Source organism: Micromonospora sp. DT43 (assembly GCF_049841645.1).
Lineage (GTDB): Bacteria > Actinomycetota > Actinomycetes > Mycobacteriales > Micromonosporaceae > Micromonospora.
This window is the reverse complement of record NZ_JBNCKR010000017.1, coordinates 31,704-49,399: the sequence shown is the minus strand read 5'-3', so window position 1 is coordinate 49,399 and position 17,696 is coordinate 31,704. Positions and strand designations below refer to the sequence as shown.

19 protein-coding genes are annotated in these 17,696 nt (G+C 68.2%); 11 read left to right on the top strand and 8 right to left on the bottom strand.

The features are described 5' to 3' along the window. Nucleotides 1-124: 124 nt before the first annotated feature. From ACLQ26_RS29245 to ACLQ26_RS29230, 4 genes are all read left to right on the top strand, one after another. Complete coding sequence (locus ACLQ26_RS29245; RefSeq protein WP_425747570.1) at nt 125-1,300, top strand: helix-turn-helix domain-containing protein; 1,176 nt, start codon at nt 125-127, stop codon at nt 1,298-1,300. 203 nt (nt 1,301-1,503) lie between these two features. Further along, the gene (locus ACLQ26_RS29240) at nt 1,504-1,695 is read left to right on the top strand and encodes a hypothetical protein (protein ID WP_425747569.1); all 192 of its coding nucleotides are present in this window, start codon (nt 1,504-1,506) and stop codon (nt 1,693-1,695) included. Beyond that, nucleotides 1,692-1,958, top strand: a complete 267-nt coding sequence (locus tag ACLQ26_RS29235) for a hypothetical protein (RefSeq protein WP_425747567.1) — start codon at nt 1,692-1,694, stop codon at nt 1,956-1,958. Before ACLQ26_RS29240 ends, ACLQ26_RS29235 begins: the two co-directional genes overlap by 4 nt. A gap of 224 nt (nt 1,959-2,182) precedes the next feature. Then, the gene (locus ACLQ26_RS29230; protein WP_425747566.1) at nt 2,183-2,371 is read left to right on the top strand and encodes a DUF397 domain-containing protein; all 189 of its coding nucleotides are present in this window, start codon (nt 2,183-2,185) and stop codon (nt 2,369-2,371) included. A gap of 378 nt (nt 2,372-2,749) precedes the next feature. Here the strand turns inward: ACLQ26_RS29230 and ACLQ26_RS29225 are convergent, their stop codons facing one another. The 4 genes from ACLQ26_RS29225 to ACLQ26_RS29210 all read right to left on the bottom strand — a co-directional run bounded on the left by ACLQ26_RS29225 (nt 2,750) and on the right by ACLQ26_RS29210 (nt 7,338). Beyond that, nucleotides 2,750-3,220, bottom strand: a complete 471-nt coding sequence (locus ACLQ26_RS29225; protein ID WP_425747565.1) for a hypothetical protein — start codon at nt 3,218-3,220, stop codon at nt 2,750-2,752. 519 nt (nt 3,221-3,739) lie between these two features. Continuing rightward, a complete protein-coding gene (locus ACLQ26_RS29220; RefSeq protein ID WP_393291601.1) occupies nt 3,740-5,461 on the bottom strand; it encodes a cellulose binding domain-containing protein in 1,722 nt (573 codons plus the stop codon). A 220-nt stretch (nt 5,462-5,681) separates the two neighbouring features. Further along, the gene (locus tag ACLQ26_RS29215) at nt 5,682-6,188 is read right to left on the bottom strand and encodes a hypothetical protein (RefSeq protein WP_425747563.1); all 507 of its coding nucleotides are present in this window, start codon (nt 6,186-6,188) and stop codon (nt 5,682-5,684) included. Nucleotides 6,189-6,735: 547 nt separating this feature from the next. Next, nucleotides 6,736-7,338 carry a TetR/AcrR family transcriptional regulator gene (locus ACLQ26_RS29210; protein ID WP_425747562.1) on the bottom strand — a complete coding sequence of 201 codons (603 nt, stop codon included), beginning with the start codon at nt 7,336-7,338 and terminating at the stop codon, nt 6,736-6,738. Nucleotides 7,339-7,361: 23 nt separating this feature from the next. Here ACLQ26_RS29210 and ACLQ26_RS29205 point away from each other — a divergent pair, with 23 nt between their 5' ends. Further along, on the top strand, nt 7,362-7,841 hold the full coding sequence (locus ACLQ26_RS29205) for an SDR family oxidoreductase (protein ID WP_425747561.1): 480 nt from the start codon (nt 7,362-7,364) through the stop codon (nt 7,839-7,841). Here the strand turns inward: ACLQ26_RS29205 and ACLQ26_RS29200 are convergent. Continuing rightward, nucleotides 7,804-8,603, bottom strand: a protein-coding gene (locus ACLQ26_RS29200; protein ID WP_425747643.1) for an IS5 family transposase whose coding sequence is annotated in 2 segments (ribosomal slippage) — nt 7,804-8,267 and nt 8,267-8,603 — 801 coding nt in all. Because the reading frame shifts where the segments join, the coding sequence is not laid out codon by codon here. The genes ACLQ26_RS29205 and ACLQ26_RS29200 overlap by 38 nt on opposite strands. Here ACLQ26_RS29200 and ACLQ26_RS29195 point away from each other — a divergent pair. Further along, nucleotides 8,538-8,999 carry an SDR family oxidoreductase gene (locus tag ACLQ26_RS29195; RefSeq protein ID WP_425747560.1) on the top strand — a complete coding sequence of 154 codons (462 nt, stop codon included), beginning with the start codon at nt 8,538-8,540 and terminating at the stop codon, nt 8,997-8,999. The two genes, ACLQ26_RS29200 and ACLQ26_RS29195, sit on opposite strands and share 66 nt — an antisense overlap. 258 nt (nt 9,000-9,257) lie before the next feature. After that, nucleotides 9,258-9,695 carry a hypothetical protein gene (locus ACLQ26_RS29190; RefSeq protein ID WP_425747559.1) on the top strand — a complete coding sequence of 146 codons (438 nt, stop codon included), beginning with the start codon at nt 9,258-9,260 and terminating at the stop codon, nt 9,693-9,695. A 184-nt stretch (nt 9,696-9,879) separates the two neighbouring features. Here ACLQ26_RS29190 and ACLQ26_RS29185 read toward each other — a convergent pair whose 3' ends face one another. The 3 genes from ACLQ26_RS29185 to ACLQ26_RS29175 all read right to left on the bottom strand — a co-directional run bounded on the left by ACLQ26_RS29185 (nt 9,880) and on the right by ACLQ26_RS29175 (nt 13,407). After that, nucleotides 9,880-11,079 carry a cellulose binding domain-containing protein gene (locus ACLQ26_RS29185; RefSeq protein ID WP_425747558.1) on the bottom strand — a complete coding sequence of 400 codons (1,200 nt, stop codon included), beginning with the start codon at nt 11,077-11,079 and terminating at the stop codon, nt 9,880-9,882. Between the two features lie 268 nt (nt 11,080-11,347). Further along, nucleotides 11,348-12,358, bottom strand: coding sequence for an acetylxylan esterase (locus ACLQ26_RS29180; RefSeq protein ID WP_425747557.1), 1,011 nt, complete (start codon nt 12,356-12,358; stop codon nt 11,348-11,350). A gap of 14 nt (nt 12,359-12,372) precedes the next feature. Next, a complete protein-coding gene (locus ACLQ26_RS29175; RefSeq protein WP_425747556.1) occupies nt 12,373-13,407 on the bottom strand; it encodes a LacI family DNA-binding transcriptional regulator in 1,035 nt (344 codons plus the stop codon). A gap of 316 nt (nt 13,408-13,723) precedes the next feature. Here ACLQ26_RS29175 and ACLQ26_RS29170 point away from each other — a divergent pair, with 316 nt between their 5' ends. From ACLQ26_RS29170 to ACLQ26_RS29155, 4 genes are read left to right on the top strand one after another with little or no spacing between them, the layout of a single operon-like run. Beyond that, nucleotides 13,724-14,008 (top strand): hypothetical protein, encoded by a 285-nt coding sequence (locus ACLQ26_RS29170; protein WP_425747555.1) that lies wholly within the window; start codon nt 13,724-13,726, stop codon nt 14,006-14,008. Next, complete coding sequence (locus ACLQ26_RS29165; protein ID WP_425747553.1) at nt 14,005-14,997, top strand: ABC transporter permease; 993 nt, start codon at nt 14,005-14,007, stop codon at nt 14,995-14,997. Before ACLQ26_RS29170 ends, ACLQ26_RS29165 begins: the two co-directional genes overlap by 4 nt. Continuing rightward, entirely contained in the window at nt 14,994-15,932 is a 939-nt protein-coding gene (locus ACLQ26_RS29160) for a carbohydrate ABC transporter permease (RefSeq protein ID WP_425747552.1), read from the top strand. Before ACLQ26_RS29165 ends, ACLQ26_RS29160 begins: the two co-directional genes overlap by 4 nt. A gap of 58 nt (nt 15,933-15,990) precedes the next feature. Then, nucleotides 15,991-17,634, top strand: a complete 1,644-nt coding sequence (locus ACLQ26_RS29155; protein WP_425747551.1) for an extracellular solute-binding protein — start codon at nt 15,991-15,993, stop codon at nt 17,632-17,634. The last annotated feature ends 62 nt before the right edge of the window (nt 17,635-17,696 follow it).

Sequence of the window (17,696 nt, the reverse complement as noted above, 5' to 3'; positions counted from 1 at the left end):
GAGGGTGCGTCTCCGGGCGCGGAGCGTGACGGGCCACGCACAAGGACGGTACCTTCGACACGGCGGCCCGCCTGTGTAGAGGCCGGCGGTGCCGCCATTCCCGTCCTCTACCGGGAGCACCGCCATGACGGCCCACGTCGACCCACGCTTCGGCGCCACACTCCGGCAACTTCGTGAGCAGGCCGGCCTGTCCCTGCGGGCGCTCGCCCAGCTCACTCACCGTGGCACGAGCCACCTCCACGAGCTGGAGAATGGCAGCAAGGCGGCCACCTTCGAGACCGCCCGCCACCTCGACCAGGCGCTCAACGGAGGCGGCAGGCTCGCCCGGCTGATCGCCGCTCCCGTCGACCACGAAGTCGAAGCGGACGACCTGCTTCAACGTGTGTCGGCCAGCGACGTCAGCGCCGAGACTCTCGCCCGCATCGAGCAGGCCGTTGACGAACTCGCCATCCTGTACCCGACCACCGCCCCGGCCGACCTGCTGCCGATGGTGCGCCGGCATCTGGCCTACGTCGCCCGCCTGCTCGACGGGCGGGTCACCCTCGCCCAGCAGCGGCGCCTGGTCGTCGCCGGTGGATGGCTGGCCGTTCTGCGGGCCACCGTGCACATCGACCTGCAACAGCCGCGCGCCGCATCCGCCCACCTCGCCGCCGCATCCGGACTGGCAGGACACGCAGAGCACCCGGAGATTCAGGGGTGGTGCTTGGAAACCCGCGCGTGGGAGGTGCTGACGCTCGGCGACTACCGGGCCGCTCTCGCCCTGTCGCAGCAGGCGCAGCAGGTGGCGCCCGTTGGCAGTTCCGCCCACATCCAGGCGACAGCGCAGGAGGCGCGAGCGTGGGCCCGGATGGGCGCTGTCCGCGAGACGCGCCGGGCACTGGACCGGGTGGAACGGTTGACGGCGAACCTGCCTGTCCCGGACCGGGCTGAGCACCACTACCGATACGACCCCGCGAAAGCTGAGGCGTATACGGCTACGACCCTGGCGTGGGCGGGTGACCCGGGCGCGGAGCAGGTCGCCCGGCAGGTGCTGGCCAACTTGGATCCACGCGGAGACGGCGGTGAACGACCTCGACGATCGGCGTCGGCCCGCCTTGACCTCGGCCTCGCACTGGCCACCGCGGGCCGCCCCGATGAGGCGTCAGCGTTCGCCGCCGCGGCCGTCACCTCTGGGCGAGTGGTGCCCTCCAATTGGTGGCGGGCGCGGGAGGTGTTGCGCCGCGTTGAGCAGACGGGCGCACCCGAGGCCGCCGACCTACGGGACGTGCTGGAGGAGTTCGGCCCAGCCCGGACCGAGTAGCGGACAGGTTCGGCAGACAGCGGACAGTTGGCGAGTTCAGACCACCGATGACGGCCCGTAACGTCCCGGCTACGGGACGGCGGTGGTGAGCATCCGAACCCGACGTGATGGTCGACCAACTGCCGCCGTCCCGCCAGGAAGGGTGGGGGCGGTCGCACTGGACGGAGCCGGCCGCCTTCGCTCTCGAGGCGAGGGGCGTGCAGATGATCCGCAGACTCGTATCCGCCGTGACGGGCCGGGTGGCCGCTCGTGGTGGTCCGCCCGTCCCGCCCGGCACCGGCGCGCGCATCCAAGCCGCCGAACAGGAGAGGGCCAAGCGGCTACTCCTAGCCCAGGCCCGGGTCATCACGCAGGTGCACCACCGGGCCAGCGGCCACGACAGGCTGGCCCCGTGACCGGCCGGCCGATGCCCGAGCCCGGCGCGCGGGTGTCCGTGCGGCCCGGCGAGTGGCAGCCGAGCCCCGGCATCGAGGGCCAGACCTGCCACGACATCGTCAACGTCACGGTCCACGAGTCCCATGACCCCCGGTTTGCCTGGGTGTACGGCCACGGCCCGGAGTGCAGTTGGTCCACGGCGGACTGCACCGCCCCGTTCTGCTGGGAGGCGCTGGTCAGCGTCGACGTCCTAGCCGCCACCGCCTCCGGTCAACGACCGTGAGCGCCACTCTCTCGCCGTCCGCCGCGTCCGCGCGCCGCTGGTGGCAGACCATCACCACGCACCGACCTGTCAATGGCCGCTGTCCCCGTTGCGGCACCCGGGGTCGGTGCTGGTCGTGGGCGGACGCGTTCGGTCAGTTGGTCGCCCACGACCTCTGGCACCTCGGACCACCCTCACCGACGATCGGCCGCACCCGACGGCCGGCTGGGGAGAGGAGCAACACCTTGAAGCAACTCACGTTCGTGCGCCCGAACCGATGCGACAACTCCGGCCCGAACTGCGTGGAGGTTGCCATCGACGCCGACCTCAACCGGATCGTGCGGAACTCGCAGCGGCCGAGCGTGCAGGTGACGTTCGACGAAAACGAGTGGTCGGCGTTCGTCGACTCCGTGCGGGCCGGCCAGACCTTCTGACCGGTGGAGGGGCCGACCGACACCGCGGCCGGTCGGCGGCTTGCGCATGGCACCGCGCCGTCCATGGGCTGTCATCCTCTGGAACGTCGCCGACTGTCGGCGTACGGGTCCAGGCGCACAAGCAGGTACGGCTGGAGCTTAGAGGCCGACGTTCCCGAAGGGGGACGACGTCTGTCGAGCACCTTCCCATATCGCATGACGGACCGCCCTGCCGACTACAATCCGTCAGCGCTGAGGTGTCGCGCTCGCGCCCGATCAGCGGCAGAAGCGGACGTGGGCGGGCACGCGTCGCCGTAAGCGTTCTCCGGCATCATGATTGCCGCCGACGTATCCACCCGACCCATGGACGACAGTCATCCCTGAGCGGATGCGACGATGCTACGAAGTGCTCTTCCTTGGCATGGGTTCCACGCCGGCGGCCGGCACCGTCGCGATCAAGTAATCCTCGGCCAGGTCCCGCTGCACCTCGACCATCGCATTCCTACCGACGTAGCGGACGACGAACGTGGTCTCGCGCAACCACATCTCGTCGTAGTCGGCAAGACTCTCTGGCACCTCACCCACGAGTCGCACTTCGTCACCCGGCTTGAGCAGGGCATCTGCCGGAGCCTCATCGCGTTGGGTGGCCGTGATCGCGTGGATGAGAGTCTCCAGCGGTTCGGTGTCCGCGCCGTAGTGAACCAGATGGCCCGCCTGGCCGAAGATGACATTCGCCTGGGACCTGCTCAAGTCGGCGAACGCCTCGGCCGCACCGGTCGCCAGGGCCGGACTCCCCGACGTGTCGAGTTGCGCCGCCAACGCCAGGAGCAGGCGATCGATGACAAGTTCCCTAGTCTCCTCGTCCGTCACCCGGCGAGCCTATGACCCCGCCGACGGCACCGTTGTCGGCCAGCGTGTGCATGTCCAACTCCGGTGTCATGCAGACAGCGAGTCCGTCGGCATCCGCTCATCGGCAGAAGCGGATACGCCATACCGCCGGTGCTGGCTCGCTGGTGACGGAACGTCACGATGGCCGGCCGCACGTTCCTGTGGAGCTCGCTGAATCCGCTGACCGGCTCGCGGGCGGCTGAAGGCTCGGGCGTGCCTCCGCCGTCTGCAGGACGCTGTGCACGTTTAGCGGCTCTGTCGCTGATCTTGTGACGGCGGCTGGTGGACTACCAACATCTGGGCCGTGCTCACGGGACTTCAGAAGACACTTTTGCCGCATCTGTCCAACGTGGTTATCGACTTTCGCGCACAAGGCTCACCTTCGGCCGCTGGCTGCCCTCTCTCGGTCGCGGACTCGACTGGACCACACGAACACCTGTGACAGTGCACAGGTGTTCGTGTGGTCCGTTACTCGTTCGGAATGTTACCTGACTTCTTCGCCTAGGTCGCTGAACAGGTAAGTGACGGCGTGGGTGCCGAGCTGCCGGAACCGAGGAAGCCGAACGTCGCGCTGGCACCTGGCGCCAGCGTCCCGTTGTAGGACACGTTGGTCACCGTGGCGGTGCTTCCGCTGGTGGTGAGGGAACCGCTCCAGATCTGGTTGATCGTCTGCCCGGACGGCAGCGTCCAGCTCACGGTCCAACCGCGGGTGGCCGCCGAGCCGGTGTTCGCGACCGCCACCTCGGCCTGGAATCCACCCTGCCAGCTGCCGACGACCTGGTAGCTGGCGCTGCACGCCGTACCTGGCACCGGCGGCGGGGAGGTCGGCGGCGGCGTGGTCGGCGGCGGGGAGGTCGGCGGCGGCGTGGACGACGGCAGCAGGGTGATCGTGTACGCGTCGTTGACGTTGCTGTTGGCGACGTTCACCGTGGCCGAGTTGCCGTTCACACTGACCACCTGGTCTTGCACGGTGACCGGGCCGGTGACCGCGCCGCCGTTGTTGTCCGGGATGCGCTGCACCACGACGCGGACCTGGTTGTTCACGACGAGTCCGCTGGTGCCGTTGAGTCCCTGCAGCGAGACGGCGATGTTCCCGGTGGTGCGTCCCCCGCCGATCAGGACCTTGGCGGTGCCGGTGTCCTTCGTGGCGTACGCGTCGTAGCCGGCCGACGGCGTGGTGGCCACCACGGTGCCGGTCTGTCCGGCGTAGAACCGATAGACCCACCACTCGCCCTTGGTCTGGTACTGACCGGCGGAGTTGTGGATCAGCAGGTTGCCCAGGTCGTTGTGCAGGTTGCCGCCGCTGGCCCAGTTGGCCCGCAGCCCGTCGGCGCCGGCCCGCTCCAGCCGGGTGATGTACCAGGCGCCGTCACCGGGATTCTGCTCGTTTGAGGCGCCGTACTCGTTGATCTGGTACGGCCGGGTGTGCGGGATGCCGCGGGAGCCGAGCGTGGTGTTCGCCGCCGCGACGTTGGCGACCGGGTCACCGGGCAGGGAGTGCCAGCTGAAGATGTCCGGCACCACGTTGTTGGCCTTGACGTAGTCGAGGTACTGGTTCCACCAGGCACCGGTGTTGGTGGTCGGTACGCCGGCATAGCTGGGACCGACGATCAGGGTGCCCGGCATCTCTGCGCGCAGGCGCTGGTAGGTGCGCCGCCACAGCTCGAAATACTGCGACTGTGGCCGGTTCCAGAAGATCGAGATGTTGGGCTCGTTCCAGATGTCCCACTGCACCGGCACACCCGTGGCCTTGACGTCGGCGATCACCCGGGTGAGGAAGTTGTTGTAGTCGGTCCAGTTGCCGTTGTCGCCGGGGTAACGCGGGATGTTGGCGCCGTCGGCACCCCACAGGTCGTGGGGGAGCAGGATGAACGTGCCGCCGAGGGCCTTGGTGCGCAGCATCTGCGCCCGGGTGGCGTTCCACCGCCGGTCGTACCCGCCGCCCTGCCAGCCGCCGCCGGACAGTTGCGCTCCGCCCGCGCGCATCGCCTGGAACTTGATGTCGGTGAAGTAGTTGCTCGGTGGGTTGGCGCCGTTCTCGGACATGCCGTAAATCCAGCCGGACGCCCGGTAGGTCGGCGCTGCGGTGCCGGTGGCGAAGTTCACGCTGATGCTCTGGTTGTCGGCGTGCGCCGGAACCGAGACGGACAAAACGCCGGCCGCTATCAGCACACCGGCCAGCAAATGGCTGGCGCGGAAGCGGGGTGGGGGTGCGGATCTCACGTTGCCTCCAGGGGACGGGGAACGGCTTCAGGGGACGGGGAAGCGGCTCGGGCGGGTGCGGGGACGGTGCTGTCACGCAGCGAGATCGGCGGGAAGCTGCGCGATGGATTCCTCGGGGTCCGTGGCGTCGTCGGCCTACGGCCGCTCGACACCCAGTCGAATCGGTTCGAACGCGACCATAGGCAGCGACCTTCGTCGATGTCAATCGATACGTGTGACTTTACGACCCTGATCGAACCGTTTCGTTGCCTCGCGCCACCCGCGGGCGAAGATGGGACGGACCGCCCGGCTGCCCGCGCCAACCCCTGGCGCGCCCGCGTTGTCGAGGCGGCCGGCGCGGATCGGCGCGCCCACCCGGCGCGCCGTCGGCGGAGGAGAGCGGATCGTCGGGGTTGGCCGACTGGACGGCCACGACGATGCCGCCCAGCACGATGAGTCCCACCACAACGGCCGACACCACGAGCACCGGCCGGGTCCACGGGGACGGCTCGTCGGCGAGGTGTGACGGCAGGCCGGCGTTGTTACCGGGGCGGTCGGCCAGGAACATCTCCCTTCCGATGACGACGGCTCCCGCTACGGCGGCCGGGGCGACGACCCACTCCGTCCAGCGCAGCACCGTCGCGATGATTTCGGCGGCCGGCGGCTGCCCGCCACGTTGTCGTTCGAGGGCTCGCTCGTCGTTCCGCCAGGCAAGCCCGAGTCCGATCTTGAAGAGTTGCGTGCCCACGCGGCTGCGTTCGGATCGACCGTGCGGTACGTACAGGGCGACGCCAGTGAGTGTCATCGCAACGTCGCGGCGCTCTGGATCGACGGAGTCATCGAGTCAATCGGCACGGGCTACGCGCTGTCTGACGACGAACTCTGGCGGCAGCACTCGTGGGGTGTGGATCCCGACGGCACGCTGTTGGAACCACGGATGAGCGGCGCGCCTACGTGGGCATCGTACTGCCAGCGAGGGCGCCGAGCATCCAGTTCGCCGGGAGCAACGCCCAGGAACACCTCAAGATGGTGTTACGGCAACGTGGTCCCCGCGCCGCAGAGCTGGTCAGCATGATCCGCGAACTGGCAAATTCGGGCAGTTCTCGCTCCTAGCTGACGTCGACTTCCCGCTGGCGCGCAAGCTGTGTACCCGGCTTCGGACACCCAACGGTCAACGTAGGTGGCGAACGTGCGATCGGACAGCACGCACGATCGGCGGCAGAAGCGGATGGGGTCGGCTGCGTCAGCCTGACCTCGAACTCGTACCAGCACCCAGCACCCAGCGCCCGTGGGGCTCAGGGATGGTGTGCCCGGAGTCCGTCGATCAGGATTGACAACAACCGAGGCCCGCGGGCGTCGAGTTCGGTGTCGTCCAGTCGCGACAGCCAGCTGATGAGCACGATAACGTCGCGGACCTCCACGTCCGGGCGGAGGCTGCCAGTCGCGCGGCCCGCATTCAGCAACAGTTCGACCGCGTCGCCGATCGGGCCGAGGCTGTGGGCAGCAAGATCGCGCCAGGTGGCCGCCTCGACGGCCGCGAACACATCGCGTTTGACCCGAGCGTAAGCAGCCACCCGATCGAGCCAGGCCGCGAGCGCGTCCATAGACTCGCGGCGCTCCACCAACTGTGCGGCCGCGGCGACCAACTCGTCGACTTCCTGGCGGTAGACCTCCACCAGGAGGTCCTCGCGGGTGGGGAAATGCCGGTAGAGCGTCCCTTGCCCTATGCCGCACGCCTTGGCGACCGCATTGAGCTTCAACTCACCCGATTCGCGTACCAGCTCCCGCGCCGCTTGCAAGATCCGTTCCCGATTGAGCCGCGCGTCGGACCGTCGCGGCGCACCGCTCTTGGCAGAAGCGGACACGTGTCCGCTATGCTGATCGGGATAACCGGACATGTGTCCATTCTAGGGGAGTCGCCATGACCATCCAGGGCAAGGTAGTCGCCATCACTGGCGCCAGCAGTGGCATCGGTGAAGCAACAGCGCGCCATCTCGCATCCTGTGGCGCGGTCGTCGTGCTGGGCGCCCGCCGCACCGACCGGCTGGATCAGCTGGTCGGCGAGATCACCGCTGCGGGCGGCGCCGCGGCCGCCGTCCGCGCCGATGTCACCGACCCCGGCGACCTCCAGTCGCTGGTCGACACCGCCGTCAAACGGTTCGGCCGGCTGGACGTCCTGATCGGCAACGCCGGAATCACCAGGATCGGCCGAATGGACGACCTCGACGTCGCGGGCTGGTCGGCCATGGTCGACGTGAACGTCAAGGGCATCCTGCACGGGATCGCCGCAGCGCTGCCGGTGTTCCGCCGTCAGGGCAGCGGCCACCTGGTTACCGTGGTGTCGACCTCAGGACTAAGAACTCCTAACTCTTTGAGTGTTGGAGTCGGCGCCAGCAGATGATGGCGCAGGCGAGGGTGAGGAAGGCTTCGTGGATGTCGTCGCGGATCTCCCAGCGGATGCGCAGACGGCGGAACCAGTGCAGCAAGGCGATGGTCTGCTCGACGACCCACCGTCGGGTGCCGAGTCCGGAGCCGTGGTCGGTGCCGCGTCGGGCGATGACCGGTGTGATGCCCTTGGCTCGTAACTCGCGGCGGTACGTGTCGAAGTCATAGCCTCGATCTGCATAGATCCGGTCGGGCCTTTGCCGGGGCCTGCCGCGGATGCCCTTGATCGGTGGGATCTTGTCGACCAGGGGCATGAGCTGGGTGACGTCGTGGCGGTTGCCGCCGGTCAGACTCGCGGCGAGGGGGATGCCGCTCGCGTCGGTGATGACGTGGTGTTTCGAGCCTGGCTTGCGGCGGTCGACCGGGCTCGGACCGGTTTTGGGCCGCCCTTGAGGGCCCGGACATGGGTTCCGTCGATCACCGCCCGAGACATGTCGAGTTGGTCGGCGGCTCTGAGCTTGCCGAGCAGGACTTCGTGCAGGCGTTGCCACACGCCGGCGTCGTTCCAGTCCCGCAACCTGCGCCAGCAGGTCATCCCTGAACCGAACCCGAGTTCTTGGGGTAGGTACTCCCATGGGATCGCGGTGTAGAGCACGAACAGGATCCCGCACAACACCTTGCGGTCGTCGAGAGGCTTACGGCCGGGGAACCGGTGCCGCCGTGGTGCTCGGGGCGGCAGCAGCGGCGCGATCTCGGCCCAGAGGTCGTCCGAGACGATCCACGGCGGCTGCTCACCCCTCCTCACGTTCAGACAGAACGACCCTCACGTCCCCGGGTTACGCCCAACATCATTTTGTTAGGAGTTGTAAAAATCGTCCCCACGCAGGCGGTGTACGCCGGAACGAAGAACGCGGTCCGCACCTTCCTAGAGGCTTTGCGCCAGGAGAGTACCGACGGCGTCCTGCGCACCACGTCGATCTCCCCGGGCTACGTTCGCACCGAGCTCATCGACAACGCCCTCGACGATCCGGCCATGCGCGAGCAGGCCAGGCAGAACATGGCCGAACTCGGCATCGACCCGGCATCGGTGGCCAGGGCAATCGCCTTCGCAATCGACCAACCAGACGACGTCGAGATTGGCGACCTGACCATCCGACCCACCCGCCAGGGCTGAACCACCACTCCTCGGCCATCTCCGTGAGCCAGCCACCGGCGCGAGACGCGACCCCGCGTAGCGACCGGATCGCGGCAGATCCGTGCACGCGGTCAGCGCGTGACGCTTCGAATCGGAGGCAGCCCACGTCTGTCATGATCTCGGTGCAACTGGATCCGACGACGGCACCGCGTTCAAGGCCATCGCCCCCGCCCTCAACGACCTCCGGCACTGCCGCTTCGGATCGACTACATCAGCTGGCATAGCTGGAGGTGCTTCATGCGAGAAAACCATCCCATCGATCGACTCGTGGTCGCGATCGAAGACGAGGTATCCGCATCAATCGTCAGCACGATGCAAGCGTCGATCGAAAGGCTTGCTGGCCGGCGGACCTGGGTCCTCGGTCCGCCGGTCTTCCTTGACCAGTCAGATGAGCATGGCTCTCACTGGGTGGGGTTCGGGCTGATGCTTTATACAGCTCTGCCCCCTTGGGGAGAGCAGATCGATCCTCAGGTGGACAGGGCGCATCTTGAGGAGGTCAAGGAGCTGCTCGGCGAAGTCTGTCGTATCTCGGATGAGTATGGTGCCTCATTCCAGGCTGAGTACGCCGGCGAACTTGTAGGCATGGTCGAGTCTGGTCAGATGGACTCTGGGCTTGAGGTCACACTGATAGGCGAGTGGGAGCGTGTTCTCAACGCCGCGAGCCCCGTGGAATGACACCGGGCAGCAGCGCATGACGTGGTCGATGGGTGTCCCGCAGACACGCCCTCGATTCGGCAGATCCGGACGCCGAGCGGCGCGGCGCTCGGCGTCCGACCGTTACGCGTCCTGAGCCACCCGTACCTGCGGGGGCTGCGAGAAGACGCCTCGCTGCCCCCGCGTTCGGTGTCCGTGGCGTGTGTCAGGCGACCGTGCAGGCGGCGCCGTTGAGCGTGAAGGCGGACGGCTTACCGGCGTTGCCGGTGTGGGTGGCCTGGAAGCCGATGTCGACAGACGTGTTCGGGGCGATGGTGCCGTTGTAGGAGACGTTGCGCGCGGTCACCGCCCCGCTCGACGGGGAGTAGCTGGCGTTCCAGCCGCCGGTGATGGTCTGGCCGCCCGGCAGTGTGAACGCCAGGGCCCAACCGTTTACCGCGCTGCTACTCGTATTGGCGACCGAGATGGACGCGGTGAGCCCGTTGTTCCAGGCGTTGACCGTGTACGTGACGCGGCAGCCCTCCGACGGCGGCGGCGTGGTCGGCGGTCCGGTGGTGGGCGGCGGGGTCGTCGGCGGGGGAGTGGTGGGCGGCGCGGTGGTGGGCGGTGCCGTGGTCGGCGGTGCGGTGGTGGGGGGCGTGTCGCCGCCGATGCTGCCGGGCACCGTGCGCAGGGCGTCGTACCAGGCGACGGCCATCTTGCGATAACCCGTGGCGTTGGGGTGGACGCCGTCGGCCAGGTCGCTGAGCGTCAGCGCGCGGTACATGTCGACCAGGTGGACGTGCTTGCCGGCGGCGGCCCTGCTCTGCACGATCCCCGGGATAGCCGAGTTGTAGCCGCGGACCTGACTGTCCGCGCCGGACTTCGGGATGATCGTCGCGACGAACACGTCCGCGTTCGGTGCGGTGTTCGTGATGCGATCGACAAGGGTGGCCAGGCGAGCCGGAGCCCCGGAGGTGTCCCCGTACATGTCGTTGGTGCCGATGTGCAGCAGCACGGTGCGCGGGTTGGTGGCGCGCAGCCAGTTGACGATGTTGGCGTCGATCTGGGCAATGGTCCACCCGGAGTGGCCCTCGTGGTCGTGGTCACCGAGGCTGGCCGGGCCGTTGAACCCGGAACCCACGAAGTCGATCCGGTAGCCGCCGGAGGCGAACCGCTGCCAGAGTTCGATCCGGTAGCCACCGGCGACGTTGAAGCCGTCGGTGATCGAGTCGCCGAGGGGCATGACGCGTACCCCGCCGTTGGACTCGGCGCTCGCGGGCGCGGTCGCCACCGGGACGGCGGCGGTCATGGCCGCGACGGCGGCCAGGGCCGCCCACCACAGTCGGGCGCGGCGGGGCCTCGGCGTCGTCGTGGGGGTGGCGGGCAGCGGGGGGACGGAGGTGCCGAGGATCGGTCTGCTCATGGGGCTTCCTCAGGTGGTGGGGGCGCGACGACTGCGGCCCGCCGACGAGGCGCAACCGCACGGTACGCGAGGGTGAGCTGCGCGAGGACCAGGAACCCGGACGTCAACACCGCTGGTCGTACGCACTGGTCATCGACGGTCGGAGACGACGGATCGATGAGACCCGGCCGGGATGTGCCCTGCACCCCGCCTGGACGCACCATAGCTTGTTATCGCTAACAGCGGCAACGAATAGAAGAACGACGATGGTCGGGAGTGGGTGAGGCGGTCAGTCCCCGCCCACCGTGTCACTCGGCGCGAGCCTCGCCGCGAGCCAGCGCAGCTGCCGTCGGACGTGCACGGCCTCGCCGCCCTCGTGGCCGTTGAACGGGTAGACGTGCATCTCCCGCTGTGGCGCGACGGGCCGTCCGGTCGCGGCGCCGTACTGGTTGTAGGCGGCGAAGCCGGTGCTCGGCGGGCAGACGGTGTCGCGCAGGCCGATGCCGAAGTGCGTCGGCGCGGTCGCCCGCCGGGCGAAGGTCACCCCGTCGACATAGGACAGGGTGCGACGGACCGCGTCCTCGGCCTCCCGGTGCACCGCCAGGTACCTGCCGATCTCGCCGTACGGCGACACGTCGCTGAGCGTGACGGCGCGTTGGACGTCGCAGAGGAACGGGGCGGTCGTCAGCACCGCCGCGAGGTCGTCGACGAGGCCGGCCACGGCCAGGGCCAGGCCGCCGCCCTGGCTGTTGCCGACCACGGCGACCCGGCCCGGGTCGACGCCGGGCAGGGCGCGAACCACCTCGACGGCCCGGACCGCGTCGGTGATCAGACGCCGGTAGTGGTAGTCGCGCGGATCGAGGATTCCCCAGGTGGCCGGCCAGGGACCACCGGGCTTGCCGTGCGGGTCGGTGGTGTCACCCGCGCCGTGCTGCCCCGCCTGGCCGCGGTTGTCCATCAACAGGTGCGCGTACCCGGCGACCGGCCAGGTCAGCCGCTCGTGCGGCAGACCGCGCCCGCGCCCGTAGCCGGCGTACTCCACCACGGCGGGCAGTGGCCCCCGTACACCCGCCGGGCGGGTGTACCAGGCCTGTACCGGGTCGCCGCCGAAGCCCGCGAACGTGACGTCCCAGGAGTCGAGCAGGCGCAGATCGGTGGGTTCGGGACGGACGTCCACGAGCACCTGACGGGTGGCGGCCTCGGCGAGGGTGCCACGCCAGAACTTGTCGAAGTCCTCGGGCTCGACGACGGCAGGCGCGTACCGCTCAAGCTCCTCGAGGACGGGGTCGGAGTGGGGCACGGTTCCTCGCAGGGTCAGGGCTGCTGGGCGGGGGGCGCGGTGCTCTCCCGGACGACCAACTCGGTCACCAGGTCGATTCGGCTGGTCGCCGGACCGTTGCCCCCGACCAGGTCGAGCAGCATCTGGGTGGCGATGCCCGCCATGTCGCGCAGCGGCTGGTTGATGGTGGTGAGAGCCGGGTCGGTCCAGGTGGCGACCGGCAGGTTGTCGTACCCGATCACCGAGAGGTCCTCGGGGACGCGCAGGCCGCACTGCCGGGCGGCCCGGAGCACCCCCATGGCCTGCGTGTCCGAACCGGCGAAGATCGCCGTGGGCCGATCCGGCCGGTTCAGCAACTGGAGGCCGTGGGCGTGCCCGGCGCCTGCGGAGAAGCTGCCGTAACGGACCAGCTCGGGGTCGACCGTCAATCCGATCTCCTCGTGGGCGTGCTGGAAGCCCGCGGCCCGGGCCCGGCTGCACAGCACGCCGGGCGGCCCGGAGATGACGGCGTTTCGTCGGTGGCCCAGCTCCAGCAGGTGGCGAGCGGCGAGCAGGCCACCGTTCCAGTTGTTCGACCCGACCGTGGGCACGGAGGCCGAGGTGGCGCTGTCGGTGTCGATCACGACGAACGGGACGCCCTGACGTCGCAGCTGCTGCTGCTGCGCATCGGCCAGGTGGCAGAGGACGAGCAGCACGCCCGACGGGCGTTGGCTGAGCAGCGCGTCGAGCCACCGTTGCGGTGGGCGGTGCGCACCGTCGAGTTGGGAGACCGCGAGGCCGATGCCGGCGATGCTCGTCACCGCCTCGGCGCCTCGTAGGACCTCCATCGCCCAGCCGGTGTCGAACTCGTGGAACACGAGATCGATGCGCCCCGCGCCGGACGACCTCCGCGCACGACGCTGGTACTGGTGACGATCGAGACTCTCCTCGATCCGGGCCCTGGTGCCGGGAGCGACGTCCTCGTGGCCGTTGAGAACCTTGGACACCGTGGCGACCGAGACGCCGACGTCATGGGCGATCGTCGCGATGGTGGTGGAGGCGGGTGGGCCGAGCGGGCGGTGCTCTGTCATCGCAGCCTCATGAAGCGTCGAAATTTTCGGAAGACCTTAGCACGATCGTCCGGTCAGGACGGTCGATGCGCGCGCGGATCGGGTGCGGTCGGGACCGTTTCCGGGCGCGTTCATGACTCAGCGCAATGACCGGTGCGACGGGTCGTACGACGGAGTCGTTCCACGACTGATCGAGCCCCTTGACTACATCCGGGCGGTGGACTTAGGTTGCCGAAAAGGTTGCTTGGGTTTCCGGAAAGTTTCGGGTCGTACACCGTCCGCCACGGACCGGTCCCACGAGGGTGCGGGAACGTGGCCGGAGCTAAGGGGTCTCGGCATGAGAGGTCAGCTGCCCGCCGACGGCGAACCGGCGTCCCACGACGCCACACCGTGGCGCGACGCGCGGCTGTCACCGGCCGAGCGGGCCGAGGCGCTGCTCCCGCTGATGTCGGTGCCGCTGCCGGGCACCTACCTGTCGCCGCCGCTCGGGCACCGCAGCAAGGTGTCCTCGATCGACCCGACCCCGGCGTACCCGTTCGGCCACGGCCGGGAACTACTCACGTCGGTGCGGATCGAGCCCCTCGTGGCCGTTGCGCACTCCGCACAGGAGGGCCGAGGATGACATCCGAGACGCTACGGCCACCGCCGCCGGCGCCGCCCGGTGCTCCGGCGGAGGCCACCGTCCCCACCCCACGGGCGCCGGGTCGACGCCGCACCTGGCGCCAGGCGCTGCGCCGGGACTGGCAGCTCTACTCGCTGGCCGTCCTGCCGCTGCTGTTCTTCCTGGTCTTCCGCTATCTCCCGATGATCGGCAACGTCATCGCCTTCCGTCGGTTCAAGCCGGGCGGGAGCATCTTCGGCGAGTACTGGGTGGGGCTGCGGTACTTCCGGATGTTCCTCACCGACCCGACCTTCTGGGACGTCTTCACCAACACCCTTGTGCTCGGGACGCTTACCCTGCTGTTCTGCTTCCCGCTGCCGATCGTGCTGGCGCTGCTGCTCAACGAGGTGCGTGCCCGCCGGCTCCGGCGGTTCGTCCAGTCGGTGTCCTACCTGCCGCACTTCCTGTCGATCGTGATCGTGGCGGCCATGGTCATGCAGTTGACCTCGGTCGACGGCACCGTCAACCAGATCGTGCAGGCCACCGGTGGCGATGCCGTGCCGTTCCTGCAACGCGCCGAGTGGTTCCGGACCATCTACGTGTCGTCCGAGGTCTGGCAGACGGTCGGCTGGGGCACCATCCTCTACCTCGCGGCGCTCACCACAGTCGACGACGACCTGTACGAGGCGGCCCGGATCGACGGCGCCAACCGGTGGCGGCAGACCTGGCACGTCACGCTCCCGGGCATCCGCCCGACCATGGTGACGTTGTTGATCCTCAACATCGGTAACTTCATGGCTGTCGGGTTCGAGAAGATCCTGCTGCTCTACAACCCGCTCACCTATCCGACCGCCGACGTGCTCTCCACGTATCTGTTCCGGATGGGCTTCGGGTCCAGCAACTTCAGCTACGCCGCCGCCATCGGGCTGTTCGAGGCGGTCATCGGGCTCACGCTGGTCCTGACCGCGAATCTGATCGCCCGTCGCACGGTGGGGACGAGCCTGTGGTGAGCGTCGACGCCACCGACACCGTCACCGGGAGCGGCCTGCCAACCCCCGCGCGACCGCGCGGCATCCGCCCGAGCCGGGGCTACCGCGTCTTCCAGGCCTGCAACGCGGTAGTGCTCACCATCGTCGTGGTGGTGACGTTGTACCCGTTCGTCAACGTCGTGGCCCGCTCGCTCAGCGACGAGCGGTACATCATCGGCGGCCAGGTCAACCTCGTGCCGCTCGGGTTCAACCTGGACACCTACCGGCTCGTGCTCAAAGATTCGCTGTTCTGGACGAACTACCGAAACACGGTCTTCTACACGGTCGTCGCCACCGTCATCTCGATCGTGCTGACCACCTGCTACGCGTACGTGCTGTCCAAGAAGCACCTCCGAGGCCGTACCGCGCTTATCGGTATCGCAGTCTTCACCATGTTCTTCACCGGCGGCCTGATCCCCAACTACGTGCTGGTCACGAGCCTGGGCATGAAGAACACCGTCTGGGCCATCGCGGTGCCCAACGCGATAAACGTGTTCAACCTGCTGGTGATGAAGGCGTTCTTCGAGAGCCTGCCCACCGACCTGGAGGAGGCCGCGGCAGTCGACGGGCTCAACACGTACGGGATCCTGCTGCGCATCGTGCTGCCGCTGTCGAAGGCGATCGTCGCCACCATGGTGCTGTTCTACGCGGTGGCCTTCTGGAACTCCTGGTTCGCCGCCTTCCTCTACATGGACCAGCAGGAGCTGTGGCCGGTGACCGTCTATCTACGCAACCTGATCGCGGGGGCCACCGGCGCGGAGAACGTCGGCGTGATCGCCGAGGCCGACGAGGTGCAGGCCGACGCGACGATCAAGGCCGTGACGATCGTGCTCACGACCCTGCCCATCCTCGCGGTCTACCCCTTTGTCCAGCGGTACTTCGTCCGCGGCGTGATGCTCGGCGCCGTCAAGGGCTGACCGACACGTCAACCCTTTTCCTTCCACCGAACCCTCCACCGAACCCGAAAGGACCGCCATGCTCCACCGATCGTGGCGCCGCGCCGCGACAGCGGCAGTAGCCGCTCTGCTCGCGGCTTCCAGCATCGCCGCCTGTAGCGACGACCCGTCCGACTCCAAGGACCTGTCGGAGAACCGGGCCGGTGCGATGGCCGACTACGGCATCGGCAAGCAGTTCAAGGCGAGCGAGCCGGTCTCCTTCTCCATCCTCTACAACAACCATCCGAACTACCCGCTGCGCGACGACTGGCTGTTCTGGAAGGAGCTGAAGTCGCGGGCAAACGTCACGCTCTCGCCGGTCGCCGTGCCGCTGAGCGACTACGAGCAGAAGCGCAGCCTGCTGATCGGCGCCGGCGACGCTCCATTGATCATTCCGAAGACGTACCCCAGCCAGGAGGACGCCTACGTCTCCTCCGGCGCCATCCTGCCGGTCAGTGACTACCTTGACCTGATGCCGAACCTGCAGGACAAGATCTCGAAGTGGAACCTCAAGCCCGAGATCGACGGGCGGCGCCAGGAGGACGGCAAGTTCTACATCCTGCCGGGGTTGCACGAGAAGCCCTGGCAGGACTACTCGCTGGCGATCAGGACCGACATTCTCGACGAGCTGAACCTGACGGCCCCGAAGACCTGGGACGAGCTGTACACGGTGCTCAAGGCCATGAAGGCCAAGTACCCGACCGTGTATCCGTTCTCCGACCGGTGGAGCAAGCCCAACCCGGCCGGCAACCTGCTCAACCTCCTGGCCGTGTCGTACGGGCTCCAGGGCGCGGGCTGGAACTTCCAGCACACCTCGTGGGACGCGAACGCCAAGAAGTTCGTCTACACAGGCGCCACGGAGCAGTACAAGCAGATGCTCCAGTACCTCAACAAGTTGGTGTCGGAGAAGCTGCTCGACCCGGAGAGCTTCACCCAGACCGACGAGCAGGCCCGGCAGAAGCTCGCCAACAGTAAGTCGTTCGTGATCAGCGCGAACGCGCAGGCCGTGGTCAACGACTACCGACCCGACCTCGCGAAGACCAACCCCAAGGCGAAGATCACCAAGATTCCGCTGCCGATCGGACCGGCCGGCGAGGTCAACCCCGCCAACCGGTTGGAGAACGGCGTGATGATCTCCTCGAAGGCCCGCGAGAGCAAGAACTTCGTGGCGATGATGCAGTTCATCGACTGGCTCTGGTATTCCGACGCCGGCCAGGAGTTCGCCAAGTGGGGCGTCGAGGGAACGACGTTCGTCCGGGATGCCGCCGGCAAGCCCAAGCTGGCGCCCGACGTCAACGTCATCGGCCTGAACCCGAAGGCGCCCAAGCATCTGCAGAAGGACTTCGGCTTCTACAACGGCGTCTTCGCCTACGGCGGCAAGCCGGAGCTGGTGCAGGGCTTCTTCGCCCCCGAGGAGCAGGAGTTCCAGAAGGTGCTGAACGCCCGTCCGCCGGTCGTGGTGCCCCCGCCGCACCCCCTGAACGACGAGGAGCGGGAACAGGCGTCCCTGTGGGAGACGCCGCTGAAGGACGCCGTCTACCAGGCGACCCTGCAGTTCGCGCTCGGCCAGCGGAACCTGTCCGAGTGGGACGCCTACGTGGCCGAGTTGAAGGGCAAGAACATGGACGCCTACCTGACCATGGTCAACAAGGCGTACGACAGGTATCAGAAGGACCACGGCTGAATGTCGGCCGGTCCGGTCGTGCCCGTCACGATCGGACCGGCCGCACACCGTCAGCCGCGCAT